Source organism: Brasilonema sennae CENA114 (assembly GCF_006968745.1).
Taxonomy (GTDB): Bacteria; Cyanobacteriota; Cyanobacteriia; order Cyanobacteriales; family Nostocaceae; genus Brasilonema; species Brasilonema sennae.
The window spans coordinates 5,751,314-5,776,200 of sequence record NZ_CP030118.1 but is presented as its reverse complement, the minus strand read 5'-3'; the positions used below and the strand labels follow the sequence as shown (position 1 = coordinate 5,776,200).

Sequence of the window (24,887 nt, the reverse complement as noted above, 5' to 3'; positions counted from 1 at the left end):
GGCTAAAAAATTTTTCTTATATCTTTATGTTTCTACACAACAACGATAAAAGCAAATATTTTTAATTGTTGTTTTCATAAAGAAAAATGATTAAAGAAGAATGCAGAACTCAGAACTCAATTCTCTCGTTCCTACTCTGTAGTCTGATCTGTGTGTTCTAAAAAACATGACTTAGGTATGATGATTTACAGGACTTTATATGATGGATAACCTCTCGCAGCGCAAAAAAAACCCTGCACTGTCAATTTGTCAGGCAGGGGGTCTTCACAATCGTTGTTGCAGCATATGTTATAGCTGTCTGTTCAAACAAAGAATATTACGCAAGATTTGCTACTTCTTTACAAAACTTAACAAAAAGGTTGCTTTAACTCAGTTTTGTTTGCAGGACTTTAGATACACCCTGTGATAACAACTTCTCACGTATCTGATCCAAATTCCTTGGTTTTGGTGACTCAGTCAAAGTTTTTGGTTCCAGTTGAGTCCCAGAAGGTTGTTTACTAGATAGAGCAGCTGCAAATTGCTTGTAAAGCTCTGGGTTAACAGCAAAGTAAAAAGCTAGCTCTTGTCCTACCTCTTTCAATCGCTTTGGTAATTCTGTTTCTGTTGTTTGTAACAGTTTTGCAAGAGAAGATCGTAGCTTAGCGTTATCTCGACTTATTTCAGCAAAATTACCATCAACTTGACTGTCTGATAGTTGCTGCCCGAAGAGATGGACAAACGTATCGAGTCTGCCGTTATCTATAGATGGATGTGCTGTTAGGGCAAACGCTGGTGCAATGACTGAATTAGTGACATTATCAGGTAGTGGTGCAGCAAGTACTTTCTCTGCATTGACAATACCTTCACCAAAGAGATTGGGCTTCCATGTTGGAAATTTCTCACAACTGTCACGCAGAATCTGATTAAAAATGAAGGGAATCTTTTCCGCTCCATAACGTTGGATGAGTTGGTCGCGTCCATGATAGGATAACCACAAAGCAGCCACACCCGCCACTAGTGGTGCAGAAAATGAAGTACCAGAGCCTTGCAGAACATTATATTTGAACTCACCATTCTCCTTATCGGTTTTTGCATACCAAATTGAGTCCCCAGGGGCAGTCACATCTACTTGACTTCCCCGTGATGAACCCCACCAAATCTCACGTTTAGGATTACTACCAGCAACAGCAATAACTTCGTCATAAGCAGCAGGCCAAACTACGTAGGGAATCATAGTACCAGCGGCTGCTACAATAATGACGCCGCGTTTTTGAGCATATGTGATCGCAGTCCGCAGACGCTGGTTGAACAATCCAGTTCCTAAGCTAATTGAAAGAACATGGACACCATGAGTAGCCGCGTACTCAATCGCGTCAGCAAGATTAGTTACACTCAATAAAACGACTGAGTATGAGACTCGAAGGGGTACAACTTTGGCACCAGGTGCGACTCCCGTTACAGATTTTCCGGTTGGGTAATTGCTTTGTGCGCCTCTTTGGCTGATCATGACACTGGTTGTTGATGTGCCGTGACCTGGATTGTTTATAATTTCGCCTAGATGTGTTTCGAGTTCGTCTGTTGGGTCTTTGTCGTTTTTGAGAAAATCGTAACTTTCTTTCAGGAGTAGATTTGCCACAATTTCTGGATGTTTCGTGTAACCTGTATCAGGAAGCCCAATGACAACCCCATGTCCTGGTGGTAGATTCGGATCAGGAAAAAAGCGTGACCATGTCTCTAAAACTCGAAGCTGCTTGAGACTCCACTCTACATCACTGCTTTCGTCTACAGCTGTTTGAAAAGTTGCAACTGTCTGTTTTGACTGTTGATTCCAGTCAGAAGACGGTAGAGGAACAGCAAATAATGGCTGTGCATCCACAACGCCCGGTTGAGAACGCAGATGATATGTTTTCTCCCAAGCTTCTTTGACTGATAGTGTATTTGCTTTTTTGCTGACTTCAAACTCGGTACGATTATCTCCAATCGATTTAAGCTTCCAATTTGAACCCAGTGTTTTGGTAACAATTTCTCGAACTCTGTCTTCCAATCCCGGCAGAACCATCTGGAGAAAAAAACCTTCAAACTTAGCACCCAAGTTATTTGAGTTGCTGAGTTGCTCGCGATCTGCCAATGGATGCAAGCTTTGCTTATCGCTCATACAATTTTCCTCTGGTGAAATCAGTTTTTAGCCTTAAATCTAATTCAGTGGTTAACTACACTGCAACGATTGATGATTACGGTGTCAGTTTTCCCTGAAAAGGTTTCTCCAGAACAGCGTGAAATAAAACGCAATACCGTTATCACGATTGCAATGTAGAGACATTGCATGTGAGGCAGTGCGTTGGGGAGCCACTGCCGTGCGCGGGTTAAGCGCGTTGAGGCATGTGGCGTGAACCAGTACTGCAGGAGGGCAACGTCTCTACACACGTGGAATGGTTACCAATAATTTTTAATTGAAAAAAATGAGTAGAGCGTTTGTATTTGCGTAGATTCTACTCCAAAAAAAGAAGCCCCGGTTAAGGTAACCAGGACTTCTTTGAAGATTTTACGTTAACTACAAGCTTGAGATAGCTATTCATGCAAGGCTGTTGAAAATGGTAGCCCATAGAGTTCCCGCTACTCCAACACCAATGAATAGGTAAGTGAAAAAACGGCCTAATTCAGGGTTTGTTCCCAGTGCTTTATCTTCTTGACCTGCAGTGAAAAATAATGACCAAGCTTGATTAACAGTGATTACTTCAGATTTGTTGAAATCAGGTCTAAATACAACAGATCCAACAAGCTCGTTTTTAGGAAAGTTAAAGTCAGTTTTTGTAATCATTTGTCAACTCTTGATTTATACAAATTGGTCGTTTTCTAAAAATTCAGATTTGTTATTACAGACTTGCGATCCAATCAATCAAACCATGTCCTGTCAAAACTTCGAGCACTATGAGCGAGACAAAGCCAATCATTGCTAAACGTCCATTAAGTAGCTCTGCATACTCAGTGAAGCCAAACGTCTGTTCTTCATTCACGTACATTTTGGGTTCAATGGCGTAGCTGTTTAATCTGTTGCCTTCTTCTACAACGTAAGTGCGTCCTGTCATCGTTTTTTCCTCAATTTGTTTTTCTTGTTAATCAATGTAACAGATTGTAAAGAAACATTGCAAGTCGTTTACAGAAAAAATCATGAGTCAAAACCGTACTTAAGAGGTACGGAAAACCGTATTTAGGGGGCTGGGAGTAGGGAGCTGGGGGCTGGGAGTAGGGAGCAGGGAGCAGGGAATAAAAAGGTGCTTTACTACGTGAAGCACCTCTGTTTCTGTGGTCTGTGTCCCCTCTCCCTTCCCCAGTAGCTTTTGTCTCCCCTACACCCCTACACCCCTTTTCTTTGACCTGAATCTTCACACACAATAAATAATTTCTTATCGAACATTAATGTAATATTCCAATGCTGATTGAGCTTATAGTTCGCTTTCAAATCAAACCACTTGTATCAAAAAAAGCAACAAAGGGTGAATATGCGTGATCACAACAAGCAGCAGAAATGGAAACGAAGGCGACAAACAAGTCGCATACTGCTATCGGGTTTCGTCAGTTTTCTCATCGTATTCGGTATTCATATTACGCTGACACTAGCGCAAGAAGCGGTTCCCCCAGTTCAGCAGACAAAAGGCAATAACCTAATCGCGCAGGTTTCCTCTAATGATGCGTGGCGTCAAGCTGCTGCGAACAATATCAACACATACCGCAAAGGTGATTTGACGGTCCTAGTGACCAATGCCAACGGTACACCTGTCCCTAATGCAGACGTACACGTTGCGATGAAGCGCCACGCCTACAACTTTGGTAGTGCAGTTGATGAAAACATTGTATACTCAGGCTCAACGAACCCTGATGCTAACAAGTATCGAGACAGTATCCCACACCTATTCAATCAAGCGGTCATCGAAAATGGTCTTAAGTGGTCAAAGTGGGACAACTTGGAGTTACGTCCACGAACCATCGAAACTCTCAAGTGGCTTAGGGACAAAAACCTGACAGTACGTGGTCACAATCTTGTCTGGCCGAGTTTCCACAATTCGCCACCCAGCTTGGAAACCTTGTACAACAATACGCTGAAACAGCAAGGACAGGCAGCCGCCGATAAGGTTTTGCGCGATACTATCATTACCCACATCCGTGACGAGGTAGCGTATTTAAAGGGCCAGATAAACGACTGGGATGTTATCAATGAGCCATCTGACAATAACGCTTTTCAGAAAATTCTCGGTCAGTCGGTTCTTGTAGATTGGTTTAAAGCCGCTCATGAGGCAGATCCAAATGCCGTTCTCTACATTAACGAGAATTTCTATAACAATAGTACTCACGGTGACCAATATGAAAGTGAGATTCAGTACTTACTTAGTAACGGCGCACCTTTAGGAGGTATTGGTATAGAATCTCACTTAATGGATGGTATTATTTCGATACCACAGTTAGTAGGCATCCTTGACCGCTTAGCTAAATTCAACCTTCCAATTAAAATTACTGAATTCGATATTTTTACCTCTGATAAGCAGTCACAGGCTAACATAACACGCGATTGTCTGACGGCTGTTTTTGGCCATCCGGCGACAAATGGCTTCATAATGTGGGGTTTTTGGGATCGTGCACAATGGTTTGAAAATGGACCAATCTATGACAGGGACTGGAACCTCAAGTTGAGTGGCAAGGTTTACATGGACTTGATTTTTAAAGAGTGGTGGACTGACGTGGTTGGCAAAACTGACGCCAATGGAGAATACAAAGTCCGGGGCTTCCTTGGAGACTATGAAGTTACCGCAAAGAATAACCTTGTAAGTAAAACAGTATCCACAACACTTTCACGCAACGGTACGAAGTTGACAATAGGAACCTAGCTTCGGATAGCAGTTGGCATACGGAGTACGCGATAACCGTTGGTGCGGGCGATCGCCCGTACCGCAATTCTTAACACGAGGATGCTAAAAGCCCACACTTCCTTGACGGATAATTGTCGGTAGTTCACACAAAGGCTAGAAGCATGATAGAAAAAGAGTTTCAAAAAGTAAGACCACGCAAAGTCTTTGCACAGCATTGGCTCAAAAGTGAAAAAGCTCTTAACGAAATTATTCAAGCTTCTGAGTTACAATCTACTGACTGCGTTCTGGAAATTGGTCCTGGTACAGGGATTCTGACTCGCCGTCTATTACCTTTGGTACAATCTTTGCTTGCAGTGGAAATAGACCGGGATTTGTGCGATCGCCTAACAAAACAAGTCGGACGCCAAGAAAATTTCTTACTTGTGCAAGGAGATTTTCTAGAACTAGATTTACCTTCCTTATTATCACCTTTTGCGGCGTTTGGCAAGCAGAATAAAGTTGTAGCTAATATTCCTTACAATATTACAGGACCAATTCTAGAAAAACTTTTGGGGACAATTAGTAACCCAAACCCCCAACCTTATGACTTGATAGTACTGTTGGTACAAAAAGAAGTTGCCGAAAGGCTGGTCGCAAAACCAAGCTCAAGAGCATTTGGGGCGCTATCAGTACGAGTGCAGTATTTAGCAAAGTGCGAGTTAATTTCTACTGTCCCGGCTGGAGCATTCCAGCCACCACCCAAAGTAGACTCAGCAATCGTGCGCTTAGTTCCACGTCTTGTGGAACCACCAGCCACAGATACGCGACAATTAGAAACTTTGGTGAAGTTCGGCTTTGGATCAAAACGTAAAATGTTACGAAATAATTTGCAAGCGGTCGTCGAGCGCGATCGCCTGTCACAATTACTGGAAAAATTAGAAATAAACCCTCAAGCTCGCGCTGAAGACCTCAGCGTTAGTCAATGGGTAACTCTAGCAAATGAGTTGTTAGTACTGAGTGATGAGTCCTGAGTTTTTTTCTACTTTCTCAGCATTCAGCGGTTAAAACAGTTATCAGTTATCAGTTATCAGTTGTTCACTGTTTACTGTTCACTGTTCACTGTCCACTGTTCACTGTTTACCCTTCGGGTTCGCCAGATGCCTACGGAGGGAAACCCTCCTGCAGCACTGGACTCACTGTTCACTGATTTGTTAAATATGCGTTCTTACACCCTTATCGCCCCTGCCAAAATTAACTTACATCTGGAAATTCTTGGTGCGCGTGCTGATGGATATCATGAGTTAGTCATGATACTTCAAAGTATAGATTTATCTGACGAAATTTCTGTACAAGCGAGCGATAGACAAGCTATCCGCGTTCGTTGCGACCATCCGGAAGTACCCGCAGATAAAAGTAATATTGCATACAAAGCTGCGAATCTTATGGCGACAGAGTTTCCAGCCGCTTTTGCCAAATATGGCGGTGTTGATATCACCATCAATAAGCGCATACCTGTAGCCGCTGGGTTAGCTGGAGGTTCGACGAATGCAGCAGCGGTGCTGGTAGGAATAGATTTACTCTGGAATTTAGGGCTAACTCAGTCAGAGTTAGAGGAATTGGGAGCACAACTCGGTTCAGATGTGCCGTTTTGTGTGGGCGGTGGAACAGCGATCGCCACAGGAAGAGGTGAGCAACTATCTGCGCTTCCCAGTTTAAACAACATATATATAGTATTAGCTAAATACCGTAGTCTTGCAGTCTCTACCCCTTGGGCATACAAAAGCTATCGAGAACAATTTGGTGATTCCTATCTTAATGATATCCACAGTTTGAGCGAACGTGCAGCAGCCATACACTCTGGACCAATAGTCAAAGCGATCCTGAATAAGGACGCAACGGAAATTGCTCAAAAGCTGCATAATGATTTAGAGCGCGTGGTGTTACCAGAGTATCCGCAAGTCTTACAATTGCGGGAGACATTTGCTAGCGCTGGTGTTTTGGGGACAATGATGTCTGGTTCTGGTCCTAGTGTATTTGCTATTTGCGAGTCGCAACAGCAGGCTGAACAAGTGAAGCTTCGTGTGAGGGAGACTATTCCTGATGAAGATTTAGAATTGTTTGTGACTCGCATGACTTCACATGGAATTCAGATAGCATCGTCAGTGTAAGGATAAGATAGCCGGAAACAGGCAAAGGACGCGAAGATTTTATGAGTGACGAAAATCTAACACAACAAACAGAAGCTCAAACGCAGGTTCAATCAAGTCCCTTACGTTGTGTGATTGGGGCAATGATTTCGGGAGCACTTGGGTATGGATTATACTCTCTAATGATTGCCACAGCGACAAGTTTTGCAACCAAACCCATTCATTCAGATAACGTTATAGTACTGAAGCTTTCTTCTGCAGTGCGTACCTTAGTTGTGGGTGTTATGGCATTAGGAACTGCAGTATTTGCGATAGTGGCGATCGGGTTACTGGCTTTGGGGGTGCAGTTGTTGGTGCAGCAGATGACGAAGCAAAAGAGTTGATGTGTGAATGCGTGAATTTGAGCAAAGCGAGTATGGTAACACTGCAACTCAAACAAATCAGTTATCAGTTATCAGTTGTTCACTGTTCACTGTTTTAAAACTTGGGCAAAACTAAGAATAAATCAACATATTGAGTGGATACAGGCAAGATTAGCAAATTATTGAAAGCAAAATCTTACTCCCTTGCGGTGCTTAAAAATACCTGTTTTTTTAACCGCAGAGACGCAGAGGACACAGAGAGAGGAAAAAATGACCATCGGTGTTTGGATATTAGGCGACCAACTTTGGCTAGAACAAGCAGCACTGCAAAGTTGTCAAGATAAAGTGCCTGTGATTATGATTGAGTCGCTGCGTCATGTCCAAGAACGCCCTTACCATCGACAAAAGCTGGTGTTGATTTGGTCTGCAATGCGACATTTTGCTGAAGAATTACGAGAATTTGGTTATTCAGTCACATACAAATTAGCAGAAGATTTTGAAACACCACTCCAAGAATGGATTAAGGAAAACCAAATAACTGAGTTGCGGGTGATGACGCCAAATGATAAACCATTCACCCAAATGATTCAAAAATTGGCTTCTTTAGATTGCACAATTACTCTTATTCCTAACAATCATTTTTTATGGAGTGTCGAAAAGTTTACAACCTGGGCGAAACGTCGTAAAAGTTTAAGAATGGAAGGCTTTTATCGAGACGGACGGCGACGTTTTAAAATTTTGATGGAGGGAGATAAGCCAGTTGGGGGAGAGTGGAATTTTGATAAACAGAACCGTAAACCGCCAAAAGGTAAGTTGAATACGCCAGCAACCAAGTGGTTTGAACCAGATGAGATTACTCAGGATGTGATTGCACACGTTAAATCTCTTTGTTTTCCACTTTACGGAGAAGTAGAACCGTTTCGCTGGGGAGTCACTCGTTCTCAAGCACTCGAAATATTAGACTGGTTTATCAAAAATCGTCTACCAGAGTTTGGTCCTTACCAGGATGCAATGGTGACAGGGGAAGAGACAATGTGGCATTCTATGTTATCTCCGTACCTGAATATTGGGTTACTCCAACCTCTAGAAGTTATTCAAGCAGCAGAGAAAGCTTACCATCAAAACCAACTATCTCTCAACAGCATAGAAGGTTTCATCCGTCAAGTTATGGGTTGGCGGGAATATATGCATGGCATTTACCATTTTGTGAGTGCAGACTATCCAGAAAAAAATTACTTTGAACACACCCAACCTTTACCTGAGTTTTTCTGGACGGGTGACACGAAGATGAATTGTCTGCACCAGATACTCACTCAGTTGCTACGTACTGGTTATGCTCATCATATCCAGCGGCTGATGGTTTTGAGTAATTTTGCTCTGATTGCAGGTCTTTCGCCCCAAGCGGTAGAAAATTGGTTTCATGCCATGTTTATTGATGCTTATGACTGGGTGATGCAGACAAATGTGATTGGTATGGGGCTATTTGCTGATGGTGGAATCTTGGCATCAAAGCCTTACGCTGCATCTGGGAACTATATAAACAAGATGAGTGATTATTGTAAGGGATGTGCTTATAATCCTAAAGAACGTGTCGGCAAAAACGCTTGTCCTTTCAATTTTTTCTACTGGGATTTTCTTTTGCGTCACAGCTATCAACTTCAGTGTCAAGGACGGATGAGCTATATTTTGGAACATCTTAAGCGAATGTCTGAACAAGAGTTAAAAACTATCCGTCAGCAAGCGCGAGATTGGCATGTGCAACAATTATCTGGAGAAAAAATTTAACAGCTGCTGATTAACGAGAAATTTCCTGATGGGCAAACTAAATCTGAGGTTAAAAAACCTTTTTCTAATTGTGATAGTTCCTCAATAAATCCCTAGCTGTTCCGCCACATCTCTCAAGACTGTATAAGTCGGTAGGGTTGTGGGGGAATTTTTTTGTTAACGTGTCTGTGGTAGATTAATTTTACGTGAGTTCGACGGGTTGAAAAAGGTACAAAAAAAGCTGAGACTGTATTTAGACAAAAATACGCATAACGTCTGAGCAATGGAAACTGTAGTATCTCGGTTAGATGTGACACAGATTTTCTGTGACGTGGATGACTTCTGCTGCTTATGGGATAGGATGTCGCAACAAGCACCACAGTTGCCAGCGATCGCAGCTGAGGCTATTACGTCTAGATTATCCAGATTTTTGTGGTTTTATGAAGTGGCTTATGATTTAATATTGCTATATACAGTGGCTTTCTATACTTTTTATATTTTTCCTCTCTCATAAGTTAGAAAAATATGGGGAAATCGTGCAAAAACATTTTTCTTAACCAACTCTCAAAACTACGCTTAATTGGTAAAGTAAAGATTATTACATTGACAATTGCGTGTATTGTAGTAGCCACTTTAATAACCAAACATCAAACAGAACATTCTGCCACATCATCTTCTAGGCAAGCGTTCCATTCACTTACCACTCCTGCAAAACTTCCTGTCCAGGTTTCTGCTACATCATCTCCCAAGGAAGCGTTCCATTCACCTACGACTCCTCCAAAACTTCCTGACTGGGCTATTGCCAAGTCACTGCCCATTCCCTTTCGTCAAGCGACACAACATTCAGAAGTTGTTTACAATCTCAAAACACCTCCAAAATTTAAGCAGAGTCAGGAGTTGCAAGCAATTGTCAACGATGTTGTAAATCTTACGACTGCTAAAGATCTGCCCAAAAAGGCTTTATCTATTACCTTGATAGATGCAAAAACTGGTGAGACTGGGGCATATCAGCAAGATACACCGAGATATCCAGCCAGCGTAGTCAAGTTATTTTGGATGGTAATTTTATATGCTCAAATAGAAAGCAATCTTTGGAAAAATGAACAAGATTTTACTCCTTATCTAGCGAAGATGATTAAGGAGTCTGATAATGAGGCTGCTAGCTTCATTCTTGACGAAGTGACAGATACGCACTCTGAACCAGAACTAGAGAGTGAAAAATTGAAAATTTGGAAAAACAAACGTCAACAAGTTAACCGATTTTTCGAGAAAGCAGGTTACAACCATATTAATATTAGCCAAAAAACATTTCCGATAGACTACCTCAATCTTTCAGAACCCGAAGGCAGCGAATTGCAAATATTAGGCAATCCAATTTGGAATTGGAATAAGATCACAACCGAACAGGGAGCCAGACTATTGTACGAAATTTGTTACGCAGGTCAAGCTGTTTCTCCACAAGCTAGCAAAAAAATGTGCGCTTGGCTAAAAAGAGATTTCAATCCCAAAGTTTTGCAAAAAAAACAGCTAGAATCTGATGGATTTAACCCTGTTGAAACCTTTTTTGGTGAGTCTTTATCTAAAACTAATGCCCAATTTTATTCTAAGGCTGGCTGGGTTTCTCTTTCCCGCGCAGAGACTGCAATGATTACCACAGGAAATAGTGGAGCTACTTATATTTTGACAATTTTTGCTGAGGATTCGGCATACGCTAATGATACACAAATTTTTCCACAGATCTCTCGTCTTGTTTATAACCGTATGACTTCTCGCAATTCGAGGTCAATGCCCAAAAGCGGAGTTCCAAATGAAAAATTATAAATCAAAATAAAACATTCCAGATATTTATACACAGAATCAAATTTTCTCACTGCAAAAATCCTAAATAGTTGTATCCTAAGTCTTGAATCAAGATAAGAAACAAAAGAATGTCCTTAAATCAGCAACAAAACTCTCAGAGTATCAACCTGTCTACAGCTACCTGTATTGTAGTAGCCAATATGATTGGTACAGGCGTATTTACTAGCTTAGGTTTCCAAGTTGTAAATATCAAATCTATTTTTGCGCTTCTATTTTTGTGGTTCCTAGGAGGCATTTTCGCCTTATGTGGTGCTTTGTCTTACAGCGAACTAGGAGCAGCAATGCCACGCAACGGTGGTGAGTACTATTATTTATCTCGTATTTATCATCCTATCATCGGCTTTTTATCGGGATGGGTATCGGTGACAGTAGGCTTTGCAGCACCAATTGCAGCTGCTGCAATGGCTTTAGGACAGTATTTAAAAAGCGTGTTTCCCATCCTTCCCTCAATCCCAATAGCTTTATTAGTCGTGGTTGGAGTTTCCTTAATTCACACTCAAAATCTGCGATTTGGCAGTAAGTTTCAACTCATCTTCACTGTGCTCAAAGTCCTGTTGATAGTTGTGCTGATAATTTGTGGTTTTCTGTTGGCAGAACCACAACCATTAAGCTTTGTACCTACAGCAGCAGATGTCGAGACAATTTTCAGTTCTCCGTTTGCGATTTCTCTTGTGTATGTCATCTATTCTTATTCAGGCTGGAATGCAGCTATTTATTTAGGCAATGAGGTTCAACAACCAGAAAAAAATTTACCCCGTGCTTTAATTCTTGGAACTCTTATTGTTCTGGTGTTATACTTGCTGCTGAATTTAATGTTTTTGTATACTACACCGATAGAAAAATTAGCAGGACAAGTTGAGGTGGGTTACATAGCTGCCAATCAGTTTTTTAGCATAAATGGGGCAAAGATAATGGGGTTACTCATTTCTGTAGGACTCATTTCTTCAATAAGTTCAATGGTGTTAGCTGGACCTAGAGTTACCCAAGTTATTGGCGAAGATATCCCCTTATTTAAAGTACTTGCCAAAAAGAATGCTCAGGATATTCCTTACTATGCAATTATCCTTCAATTATTTTTGGTGACAGTTTTACTTATTACTTCTAGTTTTGAGGCAATCATTACTTATCTAGGATTCACTCTAACTTTATCTTCGTTTCTCACTGTATTAGGGGTGTTCGTTGCTAGAATCAGATATCCTGACATACCCCGACCTTATCGTACTTGGGGCTATCCTATTACACCCATTATCTTTTTAGCAATTAGTATGTGGATGTTGGTCTTTATTTTGCTTGATAAACCAGTTGAATCTTTAGCAGGATTTGCAACTTTAGCTATCGGTATAGTTGTTTATCTATTCACAACTAAAAATAAAGTGAATTTTTCTTAAGGAGTCTTGATTTGCGAAATAAATCACAAAGAATTATAGTACTACGATTTCATTTCTAAAAGTGGGTCGTACAAATGCCCAATAGTGAAGTCACAAAAAAATTACCTAGTTGCTCAAAAATAGAATAAGAGTCTTGTCGGTATTGAGTAAAAAACTACATATTTTTAAAACATCTGAACAAAAAATGAAAAAAACAAACATTATCTTCCTTTTTATCGTTTGTAGCGTTCTTTGTAGTGCAAGTTACTTTATCATGAACTGGGTTTATGGAAACCAAATCAAGAAAGACAATACAATCAGCAAGCAAGAAAATCAGCAATCAGTCTCCGTAAACTTAACTCCTCAAGCTTCGCCAAAACCAACTCCAACATTCGACCAAGCAAAATCTGAAAAATTTACGAACACAGCTAAATTCCTTGCTGGTATGAATGTAGATAGTAAAAGTCCCTTATCTCAATTCCAAAAGAATGAAAGTTGGCAAGATCATCGCCGATTTTTTGATAATACTTGGTCAAAATTAGAAAATCAACAATTAACGAAAGTTAGAAAATGGTCGCAGCAAGAACTTAAGCAAATTAATTATAAGTCTATTTTTTATCCCTTCAGCGGACCTGATTTTTTATATGCTTATTCTTTTTTTCCAAAAGGCAATAAATACGTACTAGTGGGTTTAGAACCAGTGGGTAGCCTTTTTGATTTGGCTAGTCTTTCAGAGAGTAAGCGCGATTTGAAGTTGCAGGAAGTCAGAGGTTCTCTTTATGCAATTTTGCGATTTAGCTTTTTCCTCACGAATGAAATGAAGGTAGACTTACAGAAACAAGGAGTTTTACCGATTTTGTATGTATTTCTGGCACGTACTGAAAATCGTATCCTTGATGTACAACAGATTGGATTAGACACAGATGGTAAAGTCCAGCCATTCCAAAAAGGTATGGTTTCCGGAGTCAAGATGACGTTTGTCCCAAAAGGAAAATCTCAAGCTGATACTCTGTATTATTTCTCAACTGATTTATCAGATGATGGACTGAAAAAACGACCTGAGTTTAAAAAATTTGTTGGTCAATTAGACAATAAAGTTACTTATCTCAAAGCTGCATCGTATTTGATGTACTACGAAACTTTTTCTGATATTAAAAAGTTAATTTTGACTCAAAGTAACTATGTATTGCAAGATGATTCTGGTATGCCCTTCAAAGCTTTTGACAATTCAAAATGGAACTTAAATTTGTATGGGAATTATACCAACCCCATTGGTTTGTTTGCAAACCGCTATCAAGCTGATTTGAGGAAAGTTTATATAACAAATAAGAGTATTAAGCCTCTGAGTTTTGGTGTTGGTTACAAATTTGGAGTGAATGATTCAAATTTAATGTTAGCAGAGGCAAAAAAAACTCAGAAACCGTAAAATAGCACAGATGAATACAGACAAATTTGTAGTGCTCTGCTAATCAGCGCTAGAATAAGTGTGCAATTTTAATGCGTTAGAGAGTAATTATACATCTTAAAATTGAACGCCGGATGTTGTCCACCAATTGCTTGGGAGACGATGTTTTGGCAAATTTTTAAGCCATTTTGACTGTTCGTTAAAATCACGATTCCTGTGCCTAATTCTCTGGAAGCCAGTGTAAAACATTTAAATGTAGTGAGATCGCCCCAATGCCAAAAGAAAGAAGTATCTTTCACTTTTTCCAATCCCCAACCTAAGCCCCAAGATAGAGACTGATTAAATTGAATTTGCGATCGCATCATCTCATTTAAGCTCGTTTCTGTTAGTCTAGGACTATCAGCCTCACCTGGCTTCATCAGAACGGTAAGAAATTGGGCATAGTCACTGGCAGTCGTTCGTAAACTTCCAGCTACACTTACTCGTTTCGGTTTACTTGTAGGTATGGGTTTACCCTGGCGATCATGTCCGTCACTAGCAGTTGTTTGGTAAGCTGGTTGCCAGATGAAGCTACTGCTGTTCATTCCCAAGGGTTCTAAAATCTGCTTTTGTAAATACTCGCTTAGAGGTTGTTGGATAATCTCTTCTACGACTTTCTGTAAGTAGAGATAGCCTTCTCCTGAGTAATTAAATCTTGTACCTGGAGAAAACTCAATCTTGAGAGGATCATCACCACTCCAATTTGGAAAACCTGTGGTGTGAGATAGTACCATGCGAGTAGTGATAAGTTTAATTCTCGGGTCAGAAATATAGGGTTTAGCAGTATATTCTGTTAATGGAGTATCTAAATTTAGTTTCCCCTGTTCCACCATTTTAAAAACTGTGTAAGCAAATAAAGGCTTACTCAAGGAAGCAGCGGCAAATACAGTATCGTTAGTGACAGGATTTTTCGTAGATCTATTCTTTACCCCAAAGCCGCGACTCCAAAACAGTTGTCCATCCCGAATAATTGCTAAGTCTAAACCAGGAATTAACGCAGCTTGCATCCACACAGGAACTTGGGTTTCTAGATTGGCAATAACCTTATCTGTCGCCGAAACGGAACGGTTACGCTGTAGACTAATTAAACTTAAAGTAGAAAGACCGATTAAAGCTTTAATACCGTGATTAAGTAATTGCCTGCGGAATAAAAGTTTGGACATTCTAGACTAAAAATATTGAATTGACAGCCATTTTCAAAGACATCGACCACAATAAATGCCTAGCTGTTCCCCCAGATCTCTCAAGAGTGTACAAGTCGCTTAGAGTTGTGGGGAAATTTTTTTGTTAACGCGTCTGTGGTGGATTAATTTTGGGGTTGTTTATTTGATGTCGTCGCAGAGAGTGCGATCGCTCTTATCAACCTTCGGGTTATTCTTGAGATAATTACGTGCTATGTTGCAACCTTGTTTTAGTAAATCATCTAAACCCAAACTCAAAACCAACTTGCCATCATTGCCAGCAACAATAAGAGGTTGACTGCTAGGGATGAAACTAGTATCCGAAATTGAGGAAAGCGTGGCTGTTTTGAACCAAAGACCGTTAGGGAGATAAAGCTGTGTTCGCCTGAACCCAACGCCATCGTAAGCAAGTATCTTGCCATCTAAGCTGAAATTTAGGGCATTAATCGGATTTTCAATAGATAATATGATCTGGTTCTGGAAATTTTCAACTTCTCTCCCGTTACTGCTGTTCCAAAGCTTAACAGTGCCGTCATCACTAGCTGAGGCAATGGTCTTGTTATCGGGGCTGAAACTCAGGCTTGTGACTCTCTGGGTATGCTTATCGATTGTTTGGCGCGGAGTGCCGTTACTATTCCAGATTTTCAAAGTTTTGTCATCACTACCAGAGGCGATCGTCTTGCCATTAGGGCTGAAACTGACGCTGTTAACTTTACCGCTATGCTTTTTAATGGTTTTGATTAGATTACCATTACTGTTCCAAATTTTCACAGTTTTGTCATCACTACCAGAGGCGATCGTCTTACCATCAGGACTGAAACTGACGCTGTTGATCCAGTCACTGTGTCCTTTAAGGGTTGCTTGTAAAATACCATTAAGATTCCAGAGTTTTATGGCATTATCTTTACTAGCAAAGACAACTATTTTGCCATTTGGACTAAGGGCAACTCTTTTACCATCTGCACTGAAGCCACTGAACTTACCATTTCCTCGAAGAGTTTTAAGTTCTTTGCCGTCACTGCTCCATACTCTCACTGTATAGTTATTCTTATACTGTCTACCCGACAATTTGCCGAAATCACTGACAGAAGTTATGACTTTGCCATCTTCACTAAAACTGACTAGATGATAATCTAAATTCTGGATGTTCTCTTGAGCACTCTGCTCCAGCGGTTTGATCAAATTACCGTCTTTGCTACTCCAGAGTTTCACTGTATTGTCTTTACTTGCTGAGGCAATGGTTTTACTATCAGGGCTAAAACTGACACTATAGACTGCACCACTGTGTCCGCGAAGAATTTTGCTGCGATTGCCATCACTGGTTCTCCAAAGGATTACGGTACTGTCATTACTTGCAGTGGCAATCATTTTGCCATCATGGCTGAAACTCAAGTCATTAATTTCATCGTTATGTCCTTTGAGGGTTACAAGCAAATTCCCCTTAAGACTCCAAAGTTTGACAGTATTGTCACCATTGATTGACGCAATAGTTTTTCCATCAGGACTGAAACTAACCTTTTTGATGCCATAGTTATCAATGGTTTTGAGAAAATGACCATCTTTACTCCGCCAAAGTATTATCTGGCTGTTCTCAAGTCTGTTTTCACTACTGCTTACAGAAGCAATAATGCTGCCATCACGACTGAACTCCACGCTTGTAACGTTATCTGGATGTCCAGTCAAAGTTTTGATCAGCTTGCCGTCACGATGCCAAAGTTTCACCACGTTATCATCACCAATAGAGGCAATAATCTGGTTATCGGGACTGAAAACTACTTTTTTAACATTCTTAGTATGTCCTGCCAGAGTTGCGATGAGCCTACCGTCACGATGCCAAAGTTTCACCATGTTATCATCACCAATAGAGGCAATCATTTGGCTATCACGACTGAAGCTAATGCTGTTAACGCTACCTGTGTGTCCAGGCAAGTTTTTCAGCAAGGTACCGTCACTACTCCACAGTTGCACTAAATTTTCGCTACTGCCAGTGGCAATTAGCTGATTGTCAGGACTGAAGTTAATACTAGTGATACTACTGTGATGTCCTTTTAAAATAGTTTCTTTACCATTAAGACTCCAAAGTTTGACAATATCTTCAGCACTAGCAGTAGCAAGAGTTTTGCTATCAGGGCTAAAACTGAGGATTGAACTATCTGCTGGAATCGTTTTGAGTTGTTTACTGTCATGCTGCTGGAGCGTTACTGTGTTATCGTTAGTAGTACCAGTAGCAATAATCTTGCCATCAAAGCTATACCTTACTTTGGGTATTCTGCTCCTCAAGTCACTAGTAAGGAGAGCCTTGTCAACCTTCCAAAGTTTTACAGTTTTGTCTTGACTAGCTGATGCGAGCAATTTGCCATCAGGGCTAAAAGTTATATAGGTAATACTGTCGCTATGCTGTAAAGATGTTGAAACGCAGCCGAGTTGTTCTGGTTCTGCAAGGAATACTTTGTTCTTGTAGAATTCATCTGAGGTATCATCGTAAGCTAGAAATTCACCATTAGGGCTGAAACTAGTGGTATGAAGCCTGGGCTTACAACCATAATTAGTATTTTTGATCAAAGTACTCTTAAAAGGATCGTTAATATACCAAAGCTTTACTGTCCCATCTTTATTAGCTAGAGTGATACTCTGACTATTGGGGCTGAAACGCATAGTTATGGCACCATAGTTATCAATGATGCCAATATTTGTACCACTAAGATTCCAAAGTTTTACGGTGTCGTATTGACCACCTGTAGCTAACATCTTGCTGTTAGGACTGAAACTAAGTGTTGTCACCTGGTCACTAAGCCCTTTTATAGTCGCAATCTTTGTACCATCGATACTCCAGATTTTTACGGTTTTGTCTCCACCTGCTGTGGCTAGCATCTTGCTGTCAGGGCTGAAAATGACGTTGGTAACACCGCCTTTGTGCGCTTCCCAACTACTAATCTCTTGAATCTCTTTGCCATCAAGTTTCCAGAGTTTCACTTTATTGTCTTTACTCGCTGTGGCTAACATCTTGCCGTTGGGACTGAAGCTAGTGCTTGTCACAGTACGAGTGTGCGTTTCTAAAGATTTAATCAGGCTGCCATCAATACGCCAGAGTTTGACGGTTTTATCCTTACTTGCTGTAGCTAGTACTTTACCATTAGGGCTGAAGCTAATGTGCGTAACAGCATCCTTATGCCTTTCCAAACGATTAAGTTCAGTTACTGAACTAACTGCCTGATTCAGTTGTGCCGAAATTGTGAGTTGTGTTCCAGGTATTGCTACAAATGGTAACTGTTGTAGTATTTTCCCTGCTTTTAAAGCTAATACCAGTTGATTGAGCTGTTTGTTCTGTGCTGAGGATGAACTGAGACTTGTAAGGTACAAATTTATTCCAACTGTTGTTGCTGTTATTGCAACTCCAGTAATGATCGCTAAGAATCCTATTAGGGTAAATGTTGCTCGACGCGCATCTCGCAATTGCTTTTTCAGTGCTTGATTTAGCTTCGCTTCTGTTAACTTTCGTTGCTCTCTCTCCTTTTCTAATTCTGCAATCAATCGCTCTGATTGCTGCTGACGAACAAAGGGAACCAAATAATCATGTACTAACTGATAGCGGTCAGCCGGAACTGCTGGTATTTTAAATACTAACCCCGATTTCACTAAAATTAATAAAACTAAATCGAGTGTTTCTGCTTTTACATCTAGCTCTAATTCCAAATCAGCACGAGTTTTTAAGGGACGAGTGTTGTTTTCATTTGTGAGCAAATACAACACCAGTTTTGCGATTTGCTCGTTTTCAGCACCGCAATCTTTGACGACTTCTTCTAAAAATTTACCTACAAGTTCTTCTTTAGGACCATGTTCTTGATATTGTGCCAGCGTTTTTATTTTCTCTGTTTGCAGTTGCGTCCCTACTACCTGCAACTCAATCGGGCGGATTTCGCCAAAGTCACCGGCTAAATCGTCTACTAATGCATCAATGAGTTCTGCGTCTAATAATAATTTGGTTGTTTGAGTAAAGCTTTGAATAAGTGCTTTGGCATCTTTTCGGGAAAAATTACCTAAATAATAAAGAACATCTTTATCCAGAATGTTGTTATTAATAACTTCTAAATTCGTGAGGCGATCGTTACACTCTAAGAGATAATATAAATAATCTTCTCGCAATGCCAAGATGACTCTGGCATGGGGTACATCTAAGCATTCCCGCAAAAAGTTATAAAAAGTGAGTCTTTGTTTTGGGTCTTTGTAAACGAAGAAAAATTCTTCAAATTGGTCGAAGATTAAAACTGTTAGGAGTTCATCATCTGCATTTGTTTGCAATTGGTTGAGGATGGAGTTGGCTGCATCTGTTGTTTCCTTCTCGTTGATAGGGAGAGGGTTAGATGTAAAACTTTTGGTATCGCTTACACCTAACCCCCCTAGCCCCCCTTCCCTGCTAGGGAAGGGGGGAGTTTGTCTCCCCTCCCCTTGTAGGGGAGGGGTTGGGGGAGAGGTTCGTCTTTGGGGAAGCGCCTCAGCTAAGCGATCGCCCAGTTCCCGAAGCCAATCAGGATAAACTTGCTGTAGAACAGGTACAACATCACGAGTACCAATTGCTTTCTGTTTCAACACTGGTATTAAGCCAGCTTGTAAAATCGAACTTTTGCCCACACCAGATTGTCCATAAATAATCGTCAGCTTGTGATCCGGGCGGGCTACGCGTTCGACGAGACGTTTGATATCTTGCTCTCTTCCTGTCGCAGCGATTTCTTGAGCAACTGTCTGTTGCTGTTCTACCAGAACTAAAGTGGGGTTTGTCACCTGTTGCTTTGGCTGTAATCGTCCCGCACCAATAAAAGCACGGATACCATACGTTTGCTCGTTGGATCGCAGTTCTAATTTAATATGAAATGCTTTGAGATATTCACCTTGTTGAAAGTAACAGTCGCGTAACTCGCACAAAATCTGAATGTAAAGCTCTGGTTCGTACTGTGCTTTAGTTCGTGCTTTAGCTGTTTCTAGGGTAGTTATGGCTTCTTTTTTCTCGCCAAGTGCGATTTGTGCCTTTGCTAAGGTAAATAAATACCAACCTTGGTGAGACGATTGCTCCCATTCTAAATCGGCAATTGTTTCTGATGATACAGAATTTTCTGCGGTGGATGCTGCACTATCCAAAATTGCCAAAGCTTGTTTTGCTGCTTCTTGAGCTTCTTTCCAAGCGGATTTAGCAACTGCTACCTCAGCCAAAAAACCATAAGCTCTCGCCAGTCTAAACTGATGGGGATAGGTTTGATGCAAAGTTATTCCTTTACGAGCAACGGGTTCTAATTCATCCCAGCACTGCATACGTTGCAGCACTCCTCCCAAACCATTGATAAAATTAGCTACTAAGTCTTGGCGGTTAGCTTGTTCAAATACGGTTATACATTCTTGAAAATAATCTTTAGTAGTGGCATGAGCGCGTTCGCTCTCCACATGATTTAATACAGCATAAGTACGCCACCACAAGCCCATGCAGTAAAGTAGACAAGCGCGTTGCTCTAGCAATTTGGGAAGTGGGGAGTTGGTGTTCGGCAAAAGTGTTAAACTACGCTCGTAATGTTGCCGAGACTCCTCCAAACCACGAGTATCTCGACCTAAGACAAACTCTAAACTCGCTTCAATTTCTGGATGTAACGTGACGCCGCGATTTTGCAATTCTACTCGCGCTAACTCTAACTCGGTGCGTCGTGGGGAACCAATTCCCAGGTTAAGGGCGGCGTTATCTAGAAATCTCCCTGCACCCACTTCTAAAACTTTGGCAAAAACTTCATCAGCCGTTTGCTGGATATATTGAATCAAATCTTCAGTAGGGATGGCAAATTCAACTGTTGTTGTCCAGCTTTGGAAATCAGGCGCTAAACGAATCAGCTTTTGCACCGCCTCATCTGTTACCCAAAACACTATAGGAAAGGGGAAATTTTTGCGAAACTCTTCCCTGACTTGGTTTGCACCTCTGAGCATCAAATCAATCGCTTTTACCGACTCTAAGCCAGAGACAATTAACGCTTCGGGATGCTCGTTACCCAGTTCTGCTTGAATTGTTGTGTAGAGAGTTGTAACAGACTGCTCCAAAATTATCTCACGAATTTTCACAGAACAAGATGCTTGCACTTCTTGCGTCAGTCGCCGTCGCAAACTCGCAGAATTACAGAGTGCCAAAATCAGCGAAAATTCTCCTCTAGAACTTTCAATCGCCCAAGTTAACTCTTGTAAGGAATTTTCGTTAAAAGCTGCAATCTCTTTGATTTGCCCCTGCTGATTCATCATATTGAGTTATTAGTTGTTAGTCAGTTAGTAGTTAGTTAGTAGGGTGGGCATTGCTCAGAAAAACCTATGTGATATTTGAAATCGATGAGCAATGCCCACCTTAGAGAAAACCACTGTAAGTGGGTGGACAGAATTAAACTAATGGTGGGCATTGCCAGCAAAAAGTTACGTTCTACGAGAAAATCTATTTTAGGCAATGCCCACCCTACAGAATTGTTTCATTTATTTGTGTCCATCTACTACGCCCACCTTAGAGAAAACCACTGTAAGTGGGTGGGCAGAATTAAACTAATGGTGGGCATTGCCAGCAAAAAGTTACGTTCTACGAGAAAATCTATTTTAGGCAATGCCCACCCTACAGAATTGTTTCATTTATTTGTGTCCATCTACTACGCCCACCTTAGAGAAAACCACTGTAAGTGGGTGGGCAGAATTAAACTAATGGTGGGCATTGCCAGCAAAAAGTTACGTTCTACGAGAAAATCTATTTTAGGCAATGCCCACCCTACAGAATTGTTTCATTTATTTGTGTCCATCTACTACGCCCACCTTAGAGAAAACCACTGTAAGTGGGTGGGCAGAATTAAACTAATGGTGGGCATTGCCAGCAAAAAGTTACGTTCTACGAGAAAATCTATTTTAGGCAATGCCCACCCTACAGAATTGTTTCATTTATTTGTGTCCATCTACTACGCCCACCTTAGAGAAAACCACTGTAAGTGGGTGGGCAGAATTAAACTAATGGTGGGCATTGCCAGCAAAAAGTTACGTTCTACGAGAAAATCTATTTTAGGCAATGCCCACCCTACAGAATTGTTTCATTTATTTGTGTCCATCTACTTCCATCTACTACTGTCTTTAATTTTGAATTGTTAAAGTTCTGGTGCTTCTGCCAAAATTGGGTTTATATCAAACCAAGACCCTTCCGAGTCGCAATATTCATACACAAATCGACTGTGAACTAAACTGCGATAGTCTTCGTCTCCGCGCACCTGCTTAGTTTTTTCCACTTGTCGCAGCAATTCCCATTCATCCTTTGTAATTGCTAACTTCATTTGATTGCTACGTGCTTTGACCACAGTTTCCAAAATCTTCTTTGAAAGAGGAAGCCGACGTTCTTTTTTTATCCAATCATAAAGCAACATGAGTAACTCGCGCACATGACCGCCACTAACACAACATAATCGTTCTAAAGTTTCTGGAGTGTCAAAAATATCTTTAATCAAATCTAAACGGTACCCTTCTGGTACATATGGAAAAGCCCTTGCTAGCACCATCTGTTTGAGAAGATATATTCCTTCGTGAAAAACACTACCGTCTCGTTGCAGCACAGGTACCATTGGCAGTACCTTGGGATTGACCATAAATCGCTGGCTTAATCTTTCTATATCATTTGAAAATCTCAAGGAAAGGGGCATTGTATAAACAACATGGCAGTTGAGTTGACGTAACTGTTCCCCCCGATCTACAAAGAGATATTCTGGTTGTGGTCTTCCCCACGGTTTTTGAGAATTCTCTACACGGTCAAGATTATCAACGATCACCACCAGTCCTTTTTTGCCCCGTTGCTTGAGTTTCTCAACAGCAGGTTCCAAGAGTTCCTCATTAATTGAGTCTAAAATTCCTTTGGTTCGAGGTCCGAGATATTCTCTTAACTTATTGCGGAGTTCTGGACTGCTTTTTGCTTTGGCTGTAATTTTGCCAATACCCAGCGGAATGGATGCTTCCGCAGAGACTTCCAATTCTGCTTGCAAAAGTTTGTTGATACCGTGAAGTAAACTTTTCAACCCTTTAGGTTCGTCTAGTTCCAGCGTTTCAAAGCTTTCAAGACTTTCGCTGACTCGGCGGGCGATCGCCAGCATAATATCAGCAATATCCACATCGCCCAATTCCAAGTCTTGACTAGACTCGAAATAAACGACAAAAAAATCTTTTTCCTCTAATTCTGCTTTTAGCCGCAACAGTTCTGTAGACTTACCGCAGCCGATATGTCCCGTGAATAGCTCACAAGTTGGCTCATCGGGGGAAAAAAATGTAATATTTTCTTTTAATTCTTCAATTATCCTGCCACCCCGCACTGAAGCAAAATCAATATAATATTGTCTATCGAGAGGATTGCTCACAACTAAGGTCTTGCTTGGGTTGCAAGCTAGGTAAAACTTCTGCAAGTCGAGCTTCATAAACTACTATGCAACAAGGCTGATCTTTATTATCTACCTTAGCTCAGTGATATATTCCGAAAAAATATTTAAGTAAATTTTTGGATTTGCAAATCGTAGAGTAGAATGTTTCAATTAAAACCTTTAAAAAAAATTTTCCTAGAATAGAGATATTTTGCTAAAAATGTCTAAAATCCAAAAAATAAAACAAAAGCTGAAAAAATTACGAAGCCTCAAATGGCGCACAGGAATATTATTTGCTGTTCTACTGGGCATGATCTTGCTTTCCATTCCAAAAGCCATACCGCAAGAACCAGTTGTCCTAAATCTGCTGATGACTGCTCCTGATGCTCAACCTTGGAAGCAAGGCATCGTCAAAGATTTTGAAGAAAAAAATCCAGGTATTCGTATTAATATTGTTGAAGGTCCCAATTCGACGAATTTACTAGAAGACCTTTATACTTCAGCATTTATTTTGGGAGATTCTCCTTATGATTTGGTCAACATGGATGTTATTTGGACACCCAAATTTGCTGCAGCAGGATGGTTGTTAGATTTGAGCGATCGCCTCACAAAAACAGAATTAGCAGCATTCTCACCCAAAGATGTAGAAGGCGGACGTTACGAAGGTAAACTCTACAGAATTCCTGTGCGAAGCGATGCTGGAGTCTTCTACTACCGCGAAGACTTACTCAAAGGGGCAGGTTTTAAACCACCAGAAACATTCGCAGACGTAGTGAAAATTTCTAAGTCCTTAAAAGAGCAACAAAAAGTTAATTGGGGTTACCTTTGGCAAGGTCGCCAGTATGAAGGTTCAGCTGCTATGTTTGTGGAAGTTTTGCAAGGTTTTGGTGGATTTTGGGTGAAGCCTGATACTTTAGAAGTAGGGCTAGATAAACCAGAGACAGTAAAAGCGATCGCCTTTCTCAAAGACACAATTAAAGAAGGAATTTCTCCGCCTGGAGTCACAACATATATAGAAGAAGATACCAGACGCATATTTCAAAGTGGTCAAGCAGCATTTTTACGCAGTTGGCCTTATGTTTGGCCCTTAGCAAATGCTCAAGATTCTCCTCTAAAAGGTAAAATTGGCATTAAACCAATGGTTGCTACCCCTGGAAATAGTGGAGGAGGATGTTTAGGTGGTTGGGGTTTGGGAATTGCTAAATTATCAAAACATCCTAAAGAAGCTTGGAAAGCAATTCAATTTTTTACCAGTGAAGAAGCACAGCGCCAGTTTATTTTGAAAGCGGGTTTTGTACCAAGCCGACGTTCTCTGTTTATAGATCCACAAATTGTTAGTAAATACCCCTATTATCCTGAGTTACTTAAAATAGCTGATAAAGCCATTTTGCGTCCGTCCATTGCTCAATATGCTCAAGCATCAGATATTTTGCAACGTTACCTGAGTGCAGCACTCACAAATCGCATGACTCCTGAAAGCGCAATGCAAGCTGCAGCTAGTGAAACTAGGCAACTACTAAAAGCTAAAGGCTAATTGATGAGAAACTTTGTA

General features: G+C 40.8%; 18 protein-coding genes. 11 read left to right on the top strand and 7 right to left on the bottom strand.

From position 1 onward, the window contains the following. Positions 1-364 precede the first annotated feature (364 nt). From DP114_RS24170 to DP114_RS24160, 3 genes are all read right to left on the bottom strand, one after another. Positions 365-2,134 (bottom strand): S8 family peptidase, encoded by a 1,770-nt coding sequence (locus DP114_RS24170; protein ID WP_171977326.1) that lies wholly within the window; start codon positions 2,132-2,134, stop codon positions 365-367. 417 nt (positions 2,135-2,551) lie between these two features. Next, positions 2,552-2,797 carry a hypothetical protein gene (locus tag DP114_RS24165; RefSeq protein WP_169265534.1) on the bottom strand — a complete coding sequence of 82 codons (246 nt, stop codon included), beginning with the start codon at positions 2,795-2,797 and terminating at the stop codon, positions 2,552-2,554. A gap of 55 nt (positions 2,798-2,852) precedes the next feature. Beyond that, on the bottom strand, positions 2,853-3,065 hold the full coding sequence (locus DP114_RS24160) for a chlorophyll a/b-binding protein (protein ID WP_169265535.1): 213 nt from the start codon (positions 3,063-3,065) through the stop codon (positions 2,853-2,855). 414 nt (positions 3,066-3,479) lie between these two features. Here DP114_RS24160 and DP114_RS24155 point away from each other — a divergent pair, with 414 nt between their 5' ends. Beyond that, positions 3,480-4,859, top strand: coding sequence for an endo-1,4-beta-xylanase (locus DP114_RS24155; RefSeq protein WP_171977325.1), 1,380 nt, complete (start codon positions 3,480-3,482; stop codon positions 4,857-4,859). On the opposite strand, the gene DP114_RS35820 is transcribed toward DP114_RS24155, so the two are convergent. After that, positions 4,856-4,987, bottom strand: a complete 132-nt coding sequence (locus DP114_RS35820; protein WP_256379280.1) for a hypothetical protein — start codon at positions 4,985-4,987, stop codon at positions 4,856-4,858. The two genes, DP114_RS24155 and DP114_RS35820, sit on opposite strands and share 4 nt — an antisense overlap. A 15-nt stretch (positions 4,988-5,002) precedes the next feature. On the opposite strand from DP114_RS35820, the gene rsmA reads away from it, so the two are divergent. The 8 genes from rsmA to DP114_RS24115 all read left to right on the top strand — a co-directional run bounded on the left by rsmA (position 5,003) and on the right by DP114_RS24115 (position 13,746). After that, a complete protein-coding gene (rsmA, locus tag DP114_RS24150; RefSeq protein WP_171977324.1) occupies positions 5,003-5,851 on the top strand; it encodes a 16S rRNA (adenine(1518)-N(6)/adenine(1519)-N(6))-dimethyltransferase RsmA in 849 nt (282 codons plus the stop codon). Between the two features lie 186 nt (positions 5,852-6,037). Beyond that, entirely contained in the window at positions 6,038-6,988 is a 951-nt protein-coding gene (gene ispE, locus DP114_RS24145; RefSeq protein ID WP_171977323.1) for a 4-(cytidine 5'-diphospho)-2-C-methyl-D-erythritol kinase, read from the top strand. 41 nt (positions 6,989-7,029) lie between these two features. Beyond that, positions 7,030-7,350: a DUF3082 domain-containing protein gene (locus DP114_RS24140; protein ID WP_171977322.1), complete on the top strand. Its 321-nt coding sequence runs from the start codon at positions 7,030-7,032 to the stop codon at positions 7,348-7,350. A gap of 249 nt (positions 7,351-7,599) precedes the next feature. Beyond that, positions 7,600-9,114, top strand: coding sequence for a cryptochrome/photolyase family protein (locus DP114_RS24135; protein WP_171977321.1), 1,515 nt, complete (start codon positions 7,600-7,602; stop codon positions 9,112-9,114). Positions 9,115-9,376: 262 nt separating this feature from the next. Further along, entirely contained in the window at positions 9,377-9,607 is a 231-nt protein-coding gene (locus DP114_RS24130) for a hypothetical protein (protein WP_169265541.1), read from the top strand. 11 nt (positions 9,608-9,618) lie between these two features. Next, on the top strand, positions 9,619-10,914 hold the full coding sequence (locus tag DP114_RS24125; RefSeq protein ID WP_171977320.1) for a serine hydrolase: 1,296 nt from the start codon (positions 9,619-9,621) through the stop codon (positions 10,912-10,914). A gap of 107 nt (positions 10,915-11,021) precedes the next feature. Then, positions 11,022-12,341 carry an APC family permease gene (locus DP114_RS24120; protein WP_171977319.1) on the top strand — a complete coding sequence of 440 codons (1,320 nt, stop codon included), beginning with the start codon at positions 11,022-11,024 and terminating at the stop codon, positions 12,339-12,341. 109 nt (positions 12,342-12,450) lie between these two features. After that, complete coding sequence (locus DP114_RS24115) at positions 12,451-13,746, top strand: hypothetical protein (protein WP_246162725.1); 1,296 nt, start codon at positions 12,451-12,453, stop codon at positions 13,744-13,746. 68 nt (positions 13,747-13,814) lie between these two features. Here the strand turns inward: DP114_RS24115 and DP114_RS24110 are convergent, their stop codons facing one another. Next, entirely contained in the window at positions 13,815-14,927 is a 1,113-nt protein-coding gene (locus DP114_RS24110) for a serine hydrolase domain-containing protein (protein ID WP_171977318.1), read from the bottom strand. A 159-nt stretch (positions 14,928-15,086) separates the two neighbouring features. Then, the gene (locus DP114_RS24105; RefSeq protein WP_171977317.1) at positions 15,087-21,212 is read right to left on the bottom strand and encodes a WD40 domain-containing protein; all 6,126 of its coding nucleotides are present in this window, start codon (positions 21,210-21,212) and stop codon (positions 15,087-15,089) included. 141 nt (positions 21,213-21,353) lie between these two features. Between DP114_RS24105 and DP114_RS24100 the strand changes: the two genes are divergently transcribed. Beyond that, positions 21,354-22,088, top strand: coding sequence for a hypothetical protein (locus DP114_RS24100; protein WP_172195281.1), 735 nt, complete (start codon positions 21,354-21,356; stop codon positions 22,086-22,088). Here DP114_RS24100 and DP114_RS24095 read toward each other — a convergent pair. Beyond that, positions 22,085-23,392 (bottom strand): P-loop NTPase fold protein, encoded by a 1,308-nt coding sequence (locus DP114_RS24095; protein ID WP_171977315.1) that lies wholly within the window; start codon positions 23,390-23,392, stop codon positions 22,085-22,087. The genes DP114_RS24100 and DP114_RS24095 overlap by 4 nt on opposite strands. Before the next feature lie 163 nt (positions 23,393-23,555). On the opposite strand from DP114_RS24095, the gene DP114_RS24090 reads away from it, so the two are divergent. Next, on the top strand, positions 23,556-24,869 hold the full coding sequence (locus tag DP114_RS24090; RefSeq protein WP_171977314.1) for an ABC transporter substrate-binding protein: 1,314 nt from the start codon (positions 23,556-23,558) through the stop codon (positions 24,867-24,869). Positions 24,870-24,887: the final 18 nt, after the last annotated feature.